This window comes from Bradyrhizobium sp. sGM-13 (genome assembly GCF_018398875.1).
In the GTDB taxonomy this organism is placed as follows: Bacteria; Pseudomonadota; Alphaproteobacteria; order Rhizobiales; family Xanthobacteraceae; genus Bradyrhizobium.
The window spans coordinates 42,529-55,866 of sequence record NZ_JAGWDK010000005.1; the positions used below are offsets into that span (position 1 = coordinate 42,529).

The window sequence follows — 13,338 nt, forward strand, 5'->3', positions numbered from 1 at the left end:
ATGGCATTGAAAACATACAATCCGACGACGCCGGGCCAGCGCCAGCTGGTGATGGTCGACCGTTCGGCGCTCTACAAGGGCAAGCCGGTGAAGGCGCTGACCGAGGGCAAGCTCGGCAATGGCGGCCGCAACAACACCGGCCGCATCACCGTGCGCTTCCGCGGCGGCGGCCACAAGAAGGCCTACCGCCTGGTGGATTTCAAGCGGAACAAGGTCGACGTTCCCGCTGTCGTCGAGCGGCTGGAATATGATCCGAACCGCACCGCGTTCATCGCGCTGATCAAGTATCAGGACGGCGAGCAGGCCTACATCCTGGCGCCGCAGCGGCTGGCCGTGGGCGACACGGTGGTTGCCGGCAACTATGTCGACGTGAAACCCGGCAACGTCATGCCGCTCGGCAACATGCCGGTCGGCACGATCGTCCACAACATCGAGATGAAGATCGGGAAGGGCGGCCAGATCGCGCGTTCCGCCGGCACCTACGCCCAGATCGTCGGCCGCGATCAGGAATATGTCATTCTGCGCCTGAACTCGGGCGAACAGCGCCTGGTGCACGGCCGTTGCCGCGGCACCATCGGAGCGGTGTCGAACCCCGATCACATGAACATTTCGATCGGCAAGGCCGGCCGCACCCGCTGGCTGGGCTGGCGTCCGCATAACCGCGGCGTCGTCATGAACCCGATCGACCATCCGCACGGCGGCGGCGAAGGCCGCACCTCGGGCGGCCGCCACCCGGTCACGCCGTGGGGCAAGCCGACCAAGGGCAAGAAGACCCGTTCGAATAAGTCGACCAATCGATTCATCCTCCTAAGCCGCCACAAGCGGAAGAAGTAAGGAACGCCGGACATGGTTCGTTCAGTCTGGAAAGGCCCGTTCGTCGAAGCCTCTCTGCTCAAGAAGGCAGATGCTGCGCGCGCGTCCGGCCGTCACGACGTCATCAAGATCTGGAGCCGCCGCTCGACCATCCTGCCGCAGTTCGTCGGCCTGGTGTTCGGCGTCTACAACGGCCAGAAGCACGTGCCGGTCTCGGTCAACGAGGAAATGGTGGGTCACAAGTTCGGCGAGTTCTCGCCGACCCGTACCTTCCATGGCCACTCTGGCGACAAGAAAGCCAAGAAGGCTTGAGGAATAGACGATGAGCAAACCAAAGCGCGAACGTAGCCTCGCGGACAACGAGGCCAAGGCAGTCGCCCGGATGCTGCGCGTCAGCCCGCAGAAGCTCAATCTTGTCGCGCAGTTGATCCGCGGCCGGAAGGCATCTGCTGCGCTCGCCGACCTGCAGTTCTCGCGCAAGCGGATCGCGGTCGACGTCAAGAAGTGCCTGGAATCGGCGATCGCGAACGCCGAGAACAACCATGACCTTGAGGTCGACGATCTCGTCGTCGCCGAGGCCCATGTCGGCAACGGCATCGTCATGAAGCGTTTTTCGCCCCGCGGCCGTGGCCGTTCGGGCCGTATCTATAAACCGTTCTCGCACCTGACCATCGTGGTTCGTCAGGTCGAGGCCGAGGCAAGCGCTTAAAGCGGCGCGGGAGAAAACGATGGGTCAAAAGATCAATCCAATCGGTCTGCGTCTCGGCATCAACCGCACGTGGGATTCGCGTTGGTTCGCCGGCAAGAACGAATACGGCAAGCTCTTGCATGAAGACGTCAAGATCCGCGAGATCCTGCACAAGGAGCTCAAGCAGGCGGCTGTAGCCCGCATCGTGATCGAGCGTCCGCACAAGAAGTGCCGCGTGACGATCCACTCGGCGCGTCCGGGCGTCGTGATCGGCAAGAAGGGCGCCGACATCGACAAGCTGCGCAAGCGGGTTGCCGATATCACGGCTTCCGACGTCGTCATCAACATCGTCGAAATCCGCAAGCCCGAACTCGACGCCACCCTGGTTGCCGAATCGATTGCGCAGCAGCTCGAGCGCCGCGTGGCTTTCCGCCGCGCCATGAAGCGGGCGGTGCAATCGGCGATGCGTCTTGGCGCCGAAGGCATCCGCATCAACTGCTCGGGCCGTCTCGGCGGCGCCGAAATCGCGCGCATGGAGTGGTATCGCGAGGGCCGCGTGCCGCTGCACACGCTGCGCGCCGACGTCGATTACGGCGTTGCGACGGCGTTCACCACGTTCGGCACCTGCGGCGTCAAGGTCTGGATCTTCAAGGGCGAGATCCTCGAGCACGATCCGATGGCCCAGGACAAGAAGATGGCCGAAGGCGATACCGCGCGTCCGCGCCGCGACACCGCCGCAGCGTGAGACATTAGGAAGGTTTGAGGGCTCAAAGCCATGATGCAACCAAAGAAAACGAAGTTCCGGAAGGCGCATAAGGGCCGTATCCACGGCGTTGCGACTTCGGGTGCGACGTTGTCGTTCGGCCAGTTCGGCCTGAAGGCGATGGCGCCCGAGCGCGTCACTGCCCGCCAGATCGAAGCCGCGCGCCGCGCGCTGACCCGCCACATGAAGCGCGCCGGCCGCGTCTGGATCCGCGTGTTCCCGGACGTGCCGGTGTCGAAGAAGCCCGCCGAAGTCCGCATGGGCTCCGGCAAGGGAACGCCGGAATTGTGGGTGGCGCGGGTCAAGCCCGGCCGGGTGATTTTCGAGATCGACGGCGTCAACGTGCAGACCGCGAGGGAAGCGCTCACGCTCGCCGCCGCCAAGCTGCCGATCAAGACGCGCTTCGTCGCGCGCATTGCGGAGTAACACTCATGGCCCCGATGAAAGTTGAAGACATCCGCGCGATGAGCGACGACCAGAGGGAGGATGCCGTCCTCAATCTGAAGAAGGAACGCTTCAACCTGCGTTTCCAGCGCGCCACCGGGCAGTTGGAAAACACATCGCGGCTGCGCGAAGCCCGCCGCGATATCGCCCGCATCAAGACCATCGCCGCGCAGGTTCGCGCGAAGAAGAAGTAAGAGGCCGTATTATGCCGAAACGTACCCTTCAGGGCGTGGTCGTGAGCGACAAGCAAGCCAAGACGGTGGTGGTGCGCGTCGATCGCCGCTTCACCCATCCGATCTACAAGAAGACGATCCGCCGCTCCAAGAACTACCACGCGCATGACGAGAACGGCGAGTTCAAGCCGGGCGACATGGTGTGGATCGAGGAGAGCAAGCCGATCTCGAAGTTGAAGCGCTGGACCGTGGTCCGGGGCGAACAGAAGAAAACCGCCTGAGATTCGTTCGGCCTGGCCGGATGAGTATTCGGGAAAATTTTAGGCGCTAATTCGAGCGCATCAGAAAGAGGACGAGGTGCATCAATGATTCAGATGCAGACCAACCTCGACGTGGCCGACAATTCAGGCGCACGCCGTGTCATGTGCATCAAGGTGCTGGGGGGCTCCAAGCGCCGCTATGCCACCGTGGGCGACGTTATCGTTGTGTCGATCAAGGAAGCGATTCCGCGCGGCAAGGTGAAGAAGGGCGACGTGATGAAGGCCGTCGTGGTGCGGGTCCGCAAGGACATCCGCCGCGCCGACGGTTCGGTCATCCGCTTCGACCGCAACGCCGCCGTCTTGATCAACAACCAGTCGGAGCCGGTCGGCACCCGTATCTTCGGGCCGGTGCCGCGCGAGCTTCGCGCCAAGAACCACATGAAAATCATTTCGCTTGCGCCGGAGGTGCTGTGATGGCTGCCAAGATCCGGAAAGGTGACAAGGTCATGGTGCTGACCGGTCGCGACAAGGGTCGCACCGGCGAAGTCTTCGAGGTCCGCCCCGCCGAGAACAAGGCGCTGGTGCGCGGCGTCAACATAGTGAAGCGTCACCAGAAGCAGACCCAGAACCAGGAAGGCGGCATCATCTCCAAGGAGTCGCCGATCCACCTGTCCAACCTCGCCTATGTCGGCAAGGACGGAAAGCCGACCCGCGTGGGCTTCAAGATTCAGGCTGATGGCAAGAAGGTACGCATTGCCAAGAGCTCGGGAGCAGAGATCGATGGCTGATACCGCTTACGTGCCGCGCCTGCGCGCGGAGTATGACAAAAGCATTCGCGGCAAGCTGACCGAACAGTTCGGCTATGCCAACGTCATGCAGGTGCCGCGGCTGGACAAGGTCGTGCTCAACATGGGTGTCGGCGATGCCGTCAACGACCGCAAAAAGGCCGAGACCGCGGCTGCCGAACTGACGCAGATCGCCGGCCAGAAGGCGATCGTGACCTATTCGCGGATCGCGATCGCGACCTTCAAGCTGCGCGAGAACCAGCCGATCGGCTGCAAGGTCACGCTGCGTAAGGCGCGGATGTACGAGTTCATCGATCGCCTGGTGAACGTGGCGCTGCCGCGCGTGCGCGACTTCCGTGGCCTCAATCCGAAGAGCTTCGATGGCCGCGGCAACTATTCGCTCGGCCTCAAGGAGCACATCATTTTCCCCGAAATCGATTTCGACAAGGTTTCGGAAGCCCGCGGCATGGACATCACGGTCTGCACCACGGCGAAGACCGACGACGAGGCGCGCGCCTTGTTGACCGCATTCAATTTCCCGTTCCGGCAGTGAGACGCAGCTAAGCCTCTCAAACGCGGAAACCCAGGAGCCAAGCATGGCAAAGAAGAGTTCGATCGAGAAGAACAACCGGCGCAAGCGGATGGCCAAGAACGCCGCCCCGCAGCGTGCGAAGCTGAAGGCGATCATCGCCGACAAGACCAAGCCGATGGAAGAGCGGTTTGCGGCGACGCTGAAGCTCGCCCAGATGCCGCGCAACTCGTCGACCACGCGGATTCGCAACCGCTGCGAACTGACCGGCCGTCCGCGCTCGAACTACCGCAAGAACAAGCTTTCCCGCATCGCGCTGCGTGAACTCGGCTCCAAGGGCCTGGTTCCCGGGCTCGTGAAGTCGAGCTGGTAAGGAGGGTCGTCACGATGTCAACGCACGATCCGATCTCCGATCTCATCACCCGCATCCGCAACGCGCAGATGCGTTCGAAGTCCAAGGTTTCGACCCCGGGCTCGAAGATGCGCGCCAGCGTGCTCGAAGTGCTGAAGGCCGAGGGCTACATCCGCGGCTATGCCAGCGTGGAGCATGCCTCGGGCCGCAGCGAACTCGAGATCGAGTTGAAGTATTTCGACGGCGAGCCCGTCATTCGCGAGATCGAGCGGGTCTCGAAGCCGGGCCGCCGGGTTTACGCCTCGGTGAAGAACCTGCCGCGCGTGAACAACGGTCTCGGCATTTCGGTGTTGTCGACGCCGAAGGGAATCATGGCCGACCACGCCGCGCGAGACGCGAATGTGGGCGGCGAAGTTCTCTTCACGGTGTTCTGAGGAAGGATTTTTAGCCATGTCACGTGTTGGCAAACGGCCTGTGGCGATCCCGTCCGGTGTGACGGCGACCGTCGAGGGACAGACCGTCAAGGTGAAGGGGCCGAAGGGCCAGCTTCAGTTCGTCGTGCATGACGACGTCGAGGTGAAGTTCGAGAAGGGCGAGGTCACGGTCGCGCCGAAGTTCAAGACCAACCGTGCGCAGGCCATGTATGGCACTGCGCGCGCGCAGGTGGCGAACCTGGTCGAGGGCGTCACCAAGGGCTTTGAGAAGAAGCTCGAGATCACCGGCGTCGGCTATCGCGCCGCGATGCAGGGCAAGAACCTGCAGCTCGCGCTCGGCTACAGCCACGACGTGGTCTATGCGATCCCGGAAGGCATCACCATCGCGGTGCCGAAGCCGACCGAGATCACGATTTCGGGCACCGATTCCCAGCGCGTCGGGCAGGTCGCTGCCGAGATCCGCGCCTACCGCCCGCCGGAGCCCTACAAGGGCAAGGGCGTGAAGTACGCCAATGAATTCATCTTCCGCAAGGAAGGCAAGAAGAAGTAACGGAGCCGGTCATGTCACTCAAGGTCACGAATGCCCGGCGCAAGCAGCGAGTGCGCAACTCGCTGCGCCGGTCCGCCAATGGGCGCCCGCGTCTGTCGGTGTTCCGTTCGTCGAAGCACATCTACGCCCAGGTCATCGACGACCTGAAGGGCGAGACGCTGGCTTCCGCCTCGTCGCTGGAAAAGACCATGCGCGAGGCCGGCAACACCGGCGCCAACATCGATGCGGCCAAGGCGGTCGGCAAGCTGCTGGCGGAACGCGCCGTGAAGAACGGCGTCAAGGAAGTGGTGTTCGATCGCGGCAGCTATCTCTACCACGGGCGCGTCAAGGCGCTCGCGGACGCCGCCCGCGAAAGCGGACTGAGCTTCTAACGAAACGGTTTTGGATAATTACGAGGACAGGGGCTTTCTTCCCCTAAAGATTGGAAAACACCATGGCAGGTGAACGCGAACGCGGCGGACGCGAACGGAGCAGGGATCGCGAGGAGCGCGACAGCGAGTTCGTCGACAAGCTCGTCCACATCAATCGCGTGGCGAAGGTCGTCAAGGGCGGCAAGCGCTTCGGCTTTGCAGCGCTGGTCGTAATTGGCGACCAGAAGGGCCGGGTCGGTTTCGGCCACGGCAAGGCGCGCGAAGTGCCCGAGGCGATCCGCAAGGCGACCGAGTCGGCCAAGCGCAATCTGACGCGCGTGGCGCTGCGCGAAGGCCGCACGCTGCATCACGACATCGCCGGCCGTCACGGCGCCGGCCGCGTCTACCTGCGCGCCGCTCCGGCCGGTACCGGCATCATCGCCGGCGGCCCGATGCGCGCGGTATTCGAGACGCTCGGCATCCAGGACGTGGTGGCGAAGTCGATCGGCTCGTCGAATCCCTACAACATGGTTCGCGCGACCTTCGACGCGCTGAAGCATCAGGATTCGCCGCGTTCGGTCGCCGCGCGCCGCAACATCAAGGTGTCCACGCTGCAATCGCGCCGCGTCGGCGGCGACGCCGAAGTGGTGGCTGAATAACCGGCGCGAATTTCAAGCGCTCTTTGGAGTTAAGACGATGGCCAAGGCCGCAAAGACGATCAAGGTCGAGCAGACCGGCAGCGCGATCCGCCGCCACCACTCGCAGCGTTCGACGCTGATCGGCCTCAAGCTCAACAAGATCGGCCGGGTTGCCGAGCTGCAGGACACCCCTGAAGTTCGCGGCATGATCAGCAAGGTTCAACATCTCGTCCGCATCGTCGGCGAGAAGTAAGTAAGGAGACAGGGCGATGAAGCTCAGCGATATCGCCGACAACGCCGGCTCGCGCAAAAAGCGCATGCGCGTCGGCCGTGGCATCGGTTCCGGCAAGGGCAAGACTTCGGGCCGCGGCGGCAAGGGCCAGACCGCGCGTTCGGGCGTGCGCATCAAGGGCTTCGAGGGCGGCCAGATGCCGCTGCATCGCCGCCTGCCGAAGCGTGGCTTCAACAACATCTTCCGGCTCGACTTTGCCGAGATCAATCTCGACCGGCTGCAGGAGGCGATCGACGCCAAGCTGGTCGACACCAAGGAAACCGTGACGGTTGAATCGCTGATAAAGGCTGGCGTGATCCGCCGTGCCAAGGACGGCCTGCGGCTGCTCGGCCGCGGCGAACTCAAGGCCAAGCTCGCGATCGAGGTGTATGGCGCCTCGAAATCCGCGGTCGAAGCGGTCGAGAAGGCCGGCGGCACGGTGAAGATTCTGGCCCCGGCCAAGAAGGAAGGCGAGGCGGCGTAACATCTGCGTCATGCCCGCCTGATCGCGGGCATAGACCAGTGGACTTATCGAAGCCGCGCACCAAATAATGTCCGGCGTCTGCCGATTGCCCGCGAAGGGGCGTCGGCCTGGGAGGCGGCGGGAGAAAGCCTGAACATGGTCTCAGCAGCAGAACAACTTGCGGCAAACCTCAATTTCGGCGCTTTGGCCAAAGCCGACGAACTGAAGAAGCGCATCTGGTTTACGCTGGGTGCGCTGCTTGTTTATCGGCTCGGCACCTATATCCCGCTGCCCGGCATCGATCCCGCGGCCTGGGAGCAGGTGTTTAAGTCGCAGGCCGGCGGCATCCTCGGCATGTTCAACATGTTCGCCGGCGGCGGCATCAACCGCATGGCGATCTTCGCGCTGAACATCATGCCGTACATCTCGGCATCGATCATCATCCAGCTCCTGACCACCGTATCGCCCAAGCTCGAAGCCTTGAAGAAGGAAGGCGAGGCGGGCCGCAAGACGCTGAACCAGTATACCCGCTACCTCACGGTGATTCTCGCAACGTTCCAGGCCTATGGCATCGCCGTCGGCCTCCAGGGCGCCGGCAACGTGGTCAGCGAGCCCGGGATGTTCTTCCTGATTTCCACCACGGTCACGCTGACCGGCGGCACCATGTTCCTGATGTGGCTCGGCGAGCAGATCACCTCGCGCGGCATCGGCAACGGTATTTCGCTGATCATCCTGGCCGGCATCGTTGCCGAGCTGCCGTCTGCTCTCGCCAACATGCTGGAATTGGGACGCCAGGGCGCGCTGTCGACTGGTCTGATCCTTCTCGTGATCGTGATGGCGGTCGTCGTGATCGCCTTCATCGTGTTCATGGAGCGCGCGCAGCGCAGGCTTCTGATCCAGTATCCGAAGCGACAGGTCGGCAACAAGATGTTCGAGGGCCAGTCCTCGCATCTGCCGCTCAAGCTCAACACCTCGGGCGTGATCCCGCCGATCTTCGCCTCGTCGCTGTTGCTGCTGCCGGCGACCGTCGCAAACTTCAACGCCGGCCAGGGTCCGGAATGGTTCCAGTGGCTCAACACCCAGCTCAGCCACGGCCGTCCGCTGTTCCTGATTCTCTATCTGGGCCTGATCGTGTTCTTTGCGTTCTTCTACACCGCGATCGTGTTCAACCCGACCGAGACCGCAGACAATCTGAAGAAGCATGGCGGCTTCATACCGGGCATTCGTCCGGGCGAACGCACCGCCGAGTACATCGACTACGTGCTGTCGCGCGTCACTGTGCTGGGCGCGATCTATCTGGCGATCGTGTGTCTGATTCCCGAAATCCTGATTTCCTATGCCTCGGTGCCGTTCTATTTCGGCGGAACCTCGCTTCTGATCGTGGTCAGCGTGACCATGGATACGGTGGCGCAGGTGCAGGGTTATCTATTGGCCCATCAGTATGAGGGGCTGATCCGGAAATCCAAGCTGAGGGGCCGCCGTCGCTGATCAGCGGAGCGCTCTGAAATTCAAGACAAGGTGTGCGGTGTTTCGCTCACCAAGCCGGGGGGCGAATAGTCATGAGATTGATCCTTTTGGGACCGCCGGGGTCGGGAAAGGGCACGCAGGCGCAGCGGCTGGTGCAGCGCTATGGGATTGTGCAGCTCTCGACCGGCGAGATGCTGCGCGCGGCCGTAGCCGCCGAAACGCCGGTCGGGTTGAAGGCCAAGGACCTCATGGCAAACGGCCAGCTCGTGCCTGATGACGTCGTAGTCGGAATCATTTCTGACAGAATCGATCAGCCGGACGCGGCCAAAGGCTTCGTCCTCGATGGGTTCCCGCGCACCGTACCGCAGGCTGAGGCGCTGGATGAGCTCTTAAAGAAAAAGCATCTCAAGCTCGACGCGGTGGTCGAACTGCGCGTCAATGAGAGCGCGTTGTTACAGCGCGTCGAAACCCGCGTCGCCGAGATGCTGGCGCGCGGCGAGGAGGTGCGTGTTGACGACACGCCGGAAGTGCTGACCAAACGACTCGCTGCCTACCGGTCGCAGACGGAGCCGCTGATTCACTACTATTCCGAGCGGCGGAAGCTGGCGACCGTCGACGGGATGATGACCATCGAGCAGGTTACCCGGGAGGTTAACCGGATCCTCTCCGCTGTAGGCGCGCTGGAACCCAAGGTGGCGCCGGCCCGGAAGGCCAAGGCAGCCGCGCGGAAGACTGCCAGGCCGGCAGCCAAAAAGGCTGCCAAAACCGCCAAGAAGGCCGTCAAAACGGCGCGTAAGGCCGCCAAACCGGCCTCCAGGGCAGCCAAAACGGTTGGCAACAAGAAGGCTGCTCGGAAGGCCGTTTCGGCGGCCAGAGGGCGAGGGGGCGCAAGCGCCCAAAAGACCGTCCGAAAAGCGGCCAAAAAAGTCACGAAAAAGCGAGCTAAGCGATAGAGGCGGTTGACGAAACCGAGTTGAATCCTTTAATATGCCCCGCATCCAAGTCGGATAGTTTTATGACGATGCCGGGCCCCGAAAGAGATGAGGGGAGGGCGTCGTGTTCGCGTTTGCGGACACCTGCCCGAGTTAGCAAGAACATAGCCCGATCCATGAGGGATCGGCGACAGGAGAGAAGTCCGTGGCCCGTATTGCCGGCGTGAATATCCCGACCAACAAGCGCGTTCTGATCGCGCTCCAGTACATCCATGGCATCGGCCAGAAGAACGCGTCCGAGATCATGGAGAAGGTCAAGATCCCGGCTGATCGTCGCGTCAGCCAGTTGAGCGACCAGGAAGTCCTGCAGATCCGCGAAGTCATCGACCGCGACTATCTCGTTGAAGGCGACCTTCGCCGCGAGACCGGCATCAACATCAAGCGCCTGATGGACCTCGGCTGCTATCGCGGCCTGCGTCATCGCCGCGGTCTTCCGGTGCGCGGTCAGCGCACCCACACCAATGCGCGCACGCGCAAGGGTCCGGCCAAGTCGATCGCCGGCAAGAAGAAGTAATTCGGCAAATTGCGAATAGGGAATGGCGAACAGAAATCTATTCGCTGCTCGCCATTCGCCATCGCGTTTTTAGGTGTAGCCGCTGGCAGTACGGCGGCGTTTGAGATCACAGGAAGGTTTTAAGGTAATGGGCAAGGAAGCCACCCGCGTCCGCCGTCGCGAACGCAAGAACATCGCCTCCGGCATCGCGCACGTGAATTCGTCCTTCAACAACACGACCATCACCATCACCGACGCGCAGGGCAATACCATTGCCTGGTCCTCGGCCGGCACGATGGGTTTCAAGGGCTCGCGCAAGTCGACCCCCTATGCCGCGCAGGTCGCGGCTGAAGACGTTTCCAAGAAGGCGCAGGAACACGGCATGCGCACGCTGGAAGTGGAAGTTGCCGGCCCCGGTTCGGGCCGCGAATCGGCGCTTCGCGCGCTGCAGGCCGCGGGCTTCACCGTCACGTCTATCCGCGACGTGACGACGATCCCGCACAATGGTTGCCGTCCGCGCAAGCGTCGGCGTGTTTGATATCTGGTCGCGGGCGGTTCTGCCGCTCGCGATTGCTTTTGGAATTTTCCGCGGACTGATCCGCGATCTCCAACGCCAGTGATCTGAAGGCGGATCGACTGGCCGGTCTATTGACCCGAAGGGGTGACAAAGTGACGATCCAGAAAAATTGGCAAGAACTTATTCGACCGAACAAGCTGCAGGTAACGCCGGGCGGCGATGCGACCCGGTTTGCGACCGTTGTCGCCGAGCCGCTCGAGCGCGGTTTCGGCCAGACGCTCGGTAACGCGCTGCGCCGCATCCTGTTGTCGTCGCTGCAGGGCGCCGCCGTGCAGTCGGTGCACATCGACGGCGTGCTGCACGAGTTCTCCTCGATCGCGGGCGTTCGCGAGGACGTCACCGACATCGTGCTCAACATCAAGGACATCTCGATCAAGATGCAGGGCGAAGGCCCCAAGCGCATGGTCGTGAAGAAGTCGGGTCCGGGCGTCGTCACCGCCGGTGATATCCAGACCGTCGGCGACATCGTGGTGCTCAATCCCGAGCTGCAGATCTGCACGCTGGACGAGGGCGCTGAAATCCGCATGGAGTTCACGGTCGCCGCCGGCAAGGGCTACGTCGCCGCCGAGCGCAACCGGCCCGAGGATGCGCCGATCGGCCTGATCCCGGTCGACAGCCTGTTCTCGCCCGTGCGCAAGGTCTCCTACAAGGTCGAGAACACCCGCGAGGGCCAGATCCTCGACTACGACAAGCTGACCATGACGATCGAGACCAACGGCGCGATCTCGCCGGAGGACGCGGTGGCCTATGCCGCGCGCATCCTGCAGGATCAGCTCAACGTGTTCGTGAACTTCGAAGAGCCACGCAAGGAAGTCGCGCAGGAGATCATCCCCGATCTCGCCTTCAACCCGGCGTTCCTCAAGAAGGTCGACGAGCTCGAGCTGTCGGTGCGTTCGGCAAACTGCCTGAAGAACGACAACATCGTCTACATCGGCGACCTCGTGCAGAAGTCGGAAGCGGAAATGCTCCGCACCCCGAACTTCGGCCGCAAGTCGCTGAACGAGATCAAGGAAGTGCTGGCCCAGATGGGTCTGCATCTCGGCATGGAAGTGCCGGGCTGGCCGCCGGAGAATATCGACGAGCTCGCCAAGCGCTTCGAGGATCACTACTGATTTCGTCATTCCGGACGTCGCGAAGCGGCGATCCGGAATCTCGAGATTCCGGGTTCGCGCTCACGCGCGCCCCGGAATGACTGGGGCGAACGCAGGCAGCCCACCTGAGCAACAAGTCCGACGAACCGTCGCGACGAAGACAAATCAAGGAATGCATCAATGCGTCACGGCAAGGTTCATCGTAAGCTCAACCGCACCGCCGAGCATCGCCGCGCGATGTTCGCCAACATGTGCGCCGCGCTGATCAAGCACGAGCAGATCGTCACCACGCTGCCGAAGGCCAAAGAACTGCGCCCCATCGTCGAGAAGCTCGTCACCCTCGGCAAGAAGGGTGGGCTGGCCATGCGCCGCCAGGCGATCTCCGAAATGCGCGACGTCGATCAGGTCAAGAAGCTGTTCGACACGCTGGCGCCCCGCTACAAGGACCGCCAGGGCGGCTATACCCGCATCATCAAGGCCGGCTTCCGCTACGGCGACAACGCCCCGATGGCCGTGATCGAATTTGTCGACCGCGACGTCGACGCCAAGGGCCAGGATTCCGGTCCGGTGGAGGAGAGGTCCGCCGAAGCGGCGTAACTCGTCTGAATCGCAGTTTTCAAAAGCGGCGCTTAAAGCGCCGCTTTTTTATTTGCCCGACACGCCCGCGATCGCGGCCGGCGCGGAACTTCACCGGAACGTCTCGGGTCGCCAAACGTTTGACATGCATGAGTAGGGCGTTCGTCAAGGATACCGAGGACGTCGAAGGTCTGCCTGACCGGCCAATCTCCGATCTTCCGAACGACGTGACGGCTGAAGGTCTCCGCCGGATCGAGCAGGCGTTGGCCGCGGCCGAGGCGGCCCAGGCTGCGGCGCAATCCGCCGGCGATCGCGCGGCGCTGGCCAGCGCTCGCCGTGACTTCCGCTATTGGAATGCTCGCCGCGCCACGGCAAGGGTGGCCCCCGCGCCATTAGACAATTCTGTCGTGCGCTTCGGTCACACCGTCACCATCGTGCGCGAGGACGACCGGCGACAGACGTTCCGGATCGTCGGCGAAGACGAGGCCGAACCTGCGCACGGCACGATCTCGCACGGCTCACCGCTGGCGCGCGCGCTGTTCGGCAAGAGTGTCGGCGATGTCGTCGCCATAGCCGGAAGCGAAGCGGAGATCGTCGAAATCCGGTGATGCGTAACACCGTCCGTGAGG

General features: G+C 62.8%; 24 protein-coding genes. All 24 read left to right on the forward strand.

Going from position 1 to position 13,338, the window contains the following annotated elements:
- The 24 genes from rplB (at position 1) to greA (ending at position 13,317) form a co-directional block, all read left to right on the forward strand.
- On the forward strand, positions 1 to 834 hold the full coding sequence (gene rplB / locus KJQ96_RS08775) for a 50S ribosomal protein L2 (RefSeq protein WP_028349055.1): 834 nt from the start codon (positions 1 to 3) through the stop codon (positions 832 to 834).
- A gap of 12 nt (positions 835 to 846) precedes the next feature.
- Positions 847 to 1,125 (forward strand): 30S ribosomal protein S19, encoded by a 279-nt coding sequence (gene rpsS / locus KJQ96_RS08780; protein ID WP_025588653.1) that lies wholly within the window; start codon positions 847 to 849, stop codon positions 1,123 to 1,125.
- A gap of 10 nt (positions 1,126 to 1,135) precedes the next feature.
- The gene (rplV, locus tag KJQ96_RS08785) at positions 1,136 to 1,522 is read left to right on the forward strand and encodes a 50S ribosomal protein L22 (RefSeq protein ID WP_028349054.1); all 387 of its coding nucleotides are present in this window, start codon (positions 1,136 to 1,138) and stop codon (positions 1,520 to 1,522) included.
- Between the two features lie 19 nt (positions 1,523 to 1,541).
- Positions 1,542 to 2,246, forward strand: coding sequence for a 30S ribosomal protein S3 (rpsC, locus tag KJQ96_RS08790; RefSeq protein WP_057843581.1), 705 nt, complete (start codon positions 1,542 to 1,544; stop codon positions 2,244 to 2,246).
- A gap of 30 nt (positions 2,247 to 2,276) precedes the next feature.
- Positions 2,277 to 2,690: a 50S ribosomal protein L16 gene (gene rplP / locus KJQ96_RS08795; protein ID WP_028349052.1), complete on the forward strand. Its 414-nt coding sequence runs from the start codon at positions 2,277 to 2,279 to the stop codon at positions 2,688 to 2,690.
- A gap of 5 nt (positions 2,691 to 2,695) precedes the next feature.
- A complete protein-coding gene (gene rpmC, locus KJQ96_RS08800) occupies positions 2,696 to 2,902 on the forward strand; it encodes a 50S ribosomal protein L29 (RefSeq protein WP_028349051.1) in 207 nt (68 codons plus the stop codon).
- Positions 2,903 to 2,913: 11 nt separating this feature from the next.
- Positions 2,914 to 3,162, forward strand: a complete 249-nt coding sequence (gene rpsQ, locus KJQ96_RS08805; RefSeq protein WP_028349050.1) for a 30S ribosomal protein S17 — start codon at positions 2,914 to 2,916, stop codon at positions 3,160 to 3,162.
- An 84-nt stretch (positions 3,163 to 3,246) separates the two neighbouring features.
- Positions 3,247 to 3,615, forward strand: a complete 369-nt coding sequence (rplN, locus tag KJQ96_RS08810) for a 50S ribosomal protein L14 (protein WP_011473865.1) — start codon at positions 3,247 to 3,249, stop codon at positions 3,613 to 3,615.
- The gene (gene rplX, locus KJQ96_RS08815) at positions 3,615 to 3,929 is read left to right on the forward strand and encodes a 50S ribosomal protein L24 (RefSeq protein ID WP_213286280.1); all 315 of its coding nucleotides are present in this window, start codon (positions 3,615 to 3,617) and stop codon (positions 3,927 to 3,929) included. The genes rplN and rplX overlap by 1 nt, the downstream gene beginning before the upstream one ends.
- Positions 3,922 to 4,479, forward strand: coding sequence for a 50S ribosomal protein L5 (gene rplE / locus KJQ96_RS08820; RefSeq protein ID WP_213286281.1), 558 nt, complete (start codon positions 3,922 to 3,924; stop codon positions 4,477 to 4,479). Before rplX ends, rplE begins: the two co-directional genes overlap by 8 nt.
- Before the next feature lie 43 nt (positions 4,480 to 4,522).
- Entirely contained in the window at positions 4,523 to 4,828 is a 306-nt protein-coding gene (gene rpsN, locus KJQ96_RS08825) for a 30S ribosomal protein S14 (RefSeq protein ID WP_028349047.1), read from the forward strand.
- 14 nt (positions 4,829 to 4,842) lie between these two features.
- Positions 4,843 to 5,241, forward strand: coding sequence for a 30S ribosomal protein S8 (rpsH, locus tag KJQ96_RS08830; RefSeq protein WP_028349046.1), 399 nt, complete (start codon positions 4,843 to 4,845; stop codon positions 5,239 to 5,241).
- Positions 5,242 to 5,257: 16 nt separating this feature from the next.
- Positions 5,258 to 5,791, forward strand: coding sequence for a 50S ribosomal protein L6 (gene rplF, locus KJQ96_RS08835; RefSeq protein ID WP_213286282.1), 534 nt, complete (start codon positions 5,258 to 5,260; stop codon positions 5,789 to 5,791).
- Between the two features lie 11 nt (positions 5,792 to 5,802).
- Positions 5,803 to 6,162 carry a 50S ribosomal protein L18 gene (rplR, locus tag KJQ96_RS08840; RefSeq protein ID WP_065728824.1) on the forward strand — a complete coding sequence of 120 codons (360 nt, stop codon included), beginning with the start codon at positions 5,803 to 5,805 and terminating at the stop codon, positions 6,160 to 6,162.
- A 62-nt stretch (positions 6,163 to 6,224) separates the two neighbouring features.
- On the forward strand, positions 6,225 to 6,800 hold the full coding sequence (gene rpsE, locus KJQ96_RS08845) for a 30S ribosomal protein S5 (RefSeq protein WP_028349043.1): 576 nt from the start codon (positions 6,225 to 6,227) through the stop codon (positions 6,798 to 6,800).
- 37 nt (positions 6,801 to 6,837) lie between these two features.
- The gene (rpmD, locus tag KJQ96_RS08850; RefSeq protein WP_028349042.1) at positions 6,838 to 7,032 is read left to right on the forward strand and encodes a 50S ribosomal protein L30; all 195 of its coding nucleotides are present in this window, start codon (positions 6,838 to 6,840) and stop codon (positions 7,030 to 7,032) included.
- Positions 7,033 to 7,048: 16 nt separating this feature from the next.
- Positions 7,049 to 7,534 (forward strand): 50S ribosomal protein L15, encoded by a 486-nt coding sequence (gene rplO / locus KJQ96_RS08855; RefSeq protein ID WP_213286283.1) that lies wholly within the window; start codon positions 7,049 to 7,051, stop codon positions 7,532 to 7,534.
- A gap of 135 nt (positions 7,535 to 7,669) precedes the next feature.
- A complete protein-coding gene (secY, locus tag KJQ96_RS08860; protein ID WP_213286284.1) occupies positions 7,670 to 9,001 on the forward strand; it encodes a preprotein translocase subunit SecY in 1,332 nt (443 codons plus the stop codon).
- Between the two features lie 71 nt (positions 9,002 to 9,072).
- On the forward strand, positions 9,073 to 9,933 hold the full coding sequence (locus tag KJQ96_RS08865; RefSeq protein WP_213286285.1) for an adenylate kinase: 861 nt from the start codon (positions 9,073 to 9,075) through the stop codon (positions 9,931 to 9,933).
- Between the two features lie 184 nt (positions 9,934 to 10,117).
- Positions 10,118 to 10,486, forward strand: coding sequence for a 30S ribosomal protein S13 (rpsM, locus tag KJQ96_RS08870; RefSeq protein ID WP_028349038.1), 369 nt, complete (start codon positions 10,118 to 10,120; stop codon positions 10,484 to 10,486).
- A 127-nt stretch (positions 10,487 to 10,613) separates the two neighbouring features.
- Positions 10,614 to 11,003, forward strand: a complete 390-nt coding sequence (rpsK, locus tag KJQ96_RS08875; protein WP_006021048.1) for a 30S ribosomal protein S11 — start codon at positions 10,614 to 10,616, stop codon at positions 11,001 to 11,003.
- Between the two features lie 110 nt (positions 11,004 to 11,113).
- A complete protein-coding gene (locus KJQ96_RS08880) occupies positions 11,114 to 12,154 on the forward strand; it encodes a DNA-directed RNA polymerase subunit alpha (RefSeq protein WP_176722005.1) in 1,041 nt (346 codons plus the stop codon).
- Between the two features lie 159 nt (positions 12,155 to 12,313).
- Positions 12,314 to 12,730 (forward strand): 50S ribosomal protein L17, encoded by a 417-nt coding sequence (gene rplQ, locus KJQ96_RS08885; protein WP_213286286.1) that lies wholly within the window; start codon positions 12,314 to 12,316, stop codon positions 12,728 to 12,730.
- 128 nt (positions 12,731 to 12,858) lie between these two features.
- Entirely contained in the window at positions 12,859 to 13,317 is a 459-nt protein-coding gene (gene greA / locus KJQ96_RS08890) for a transcription elongation factor GreA (protein WP_213286287.1), read from the forward strand.
- Positions 13,318 to 13,338: the final 21 nt, after the last annotated feature.

Bases quoted from the DNA above. Each gene is read 5' to 3' on its own strand.
- rplB (WP_028349055.1), top strand. From the start codon at position 1: ATGGCATTGAAAACATACAATCCGACGACGCCGGGCCAGCGCCAGCTG.
- rpsS (WP_025588653.1), top strand. From the start codon at position 847: ATGGTTCGTTCAGTCTGGAAAGGCCCGTTCGTCGAAGCCTCTCTGCTC.
- rplV (WP_028349054.1), top strand. From the start codon at position 1,136: ATGAGCAAACCAAAGCGCGAACGTAGCCTCGCGGACAACGAGGCCAAG.
- rpsC (WP_057843581.1), top strand. From the start codon at position 1,542: ATGGGTCAAAAGATCAATCCAATCGGTCTGCGTCTCGGCATCAACCGC.
- rplP (WP_028349052.1), top strand. From the start codon at position 2,277: ATGATGCAACCAAAGAAAACGAAGTTCCGGAAGGCGCATAAGGGCCGT.
- rpmC (WP_028349051.1), top strand. From the start codon at position 2,696: ATGGCCCCGATGAAAGTTGAAGACATCCGCGCGATGAGCGACGACCAG.
- rpsQ (WP_028349050.1), top strand. From the start codon at position 2,914: ATGCCGAAACGTACCCTTCAGGGCGTGGTCGTGAGCGACAAGCAAGCC.
- rplN (WP_011473865.1), top strand. From the start codon at position 3,247: ATGATTCAGATGCAGACCAACCTCGACGTGGCCGACAATTCAGGCGCA.
- rplX (WP_213286280.1), top strand. From the start codon at position 3,615: ATGGCTGCCAAGATCCGGAAAGGTGACAAGGTCATGGTGCTGACCGGT.
- rplE (WP_213286281.1), top strand. From the start codon at position 3,922: ATGGCTGATACCGCTTACGTGCCGCGCCTGCGCGCGGAGTATGACAAA.
- rpsN (WP_028349047.1), top strand. From the start codon at position 4,523: ATGGCAAAGAAGAGTTCGATCGAGAAGAACAACCGGCGCAAGCGGATG.
- rpsH (WP_028349046.1), top strand. From the start codon at position 4,843: ATGTCAACGCACGATCCGATCTCCGATCTCATCACCCGCATCCGCAAC.
- rplF (WP_213286282.1), top strand. From the start codon at position 5,258: ATGTCACGTGTTGGCAAACGGCCTGTGGCGATCCCGTCCGGTGTGACG.
- rplR (WP_065728824.1), top strand. From the start codon at position 5,803: ATGTCACTCAAGGTCACGAATGCCCGGCGCAAGCAGCGAGTGCGCAAC.
- rpsE (WP_028349043.1), top strand. From the start codon at position 6,225: ATGGCAGGTGAACGCGAACGCGGCGGACGCGAACGGAGCAGGGATCGC.
- rpmD (WP_028349042.1), top strand. From the start codon at position 6,838: ATGGCCAAGGCCGCAAAGACGATCAAGGTCGAGCAGACCGGCAGCGCG.
- rplO (WP_213286283.1), top strand. From the start codon at position 7,049: ATGAAGCTCAGCGATATCGCCGACAACGCCGGCTCGCGCAAAAAGCGC.
- secY (WP_213286284.1), top strand. From the start codon at position 7,670: ATGGTCTCAGCAGCAGAACAACTTGCGGCAAACCTCAATTTCGGCGCT.
- KJQ96_RS08865 (WP_213286285.1), top strand. From the start codon at position 9,073: ATGAGATTGATCCTTTTGGGACCGCCGGGGTCGGGAAAGGGCACGCAG.
- rpsK (WP_006021048.1), top strand. From the start codon at position 10,614: ATGGGCAAGGAAGCCACCCGCGTCCGCCGTCGCGAACGCAAGAACATC.
- rplQ (WP_213286286.1), top strand. From the start codon at position 12,314: ATGCGTCACGGCAAGGTTCATCGTAAGCTCAACCGCACCGCCGAGCAT.
- greA (WP_213286287.1), top strand. From the start codon at position 12,859: ATGAGTAGGGCGTTCGTCAAGGATACCGAGGACGTCGAAGGTCTGCCT.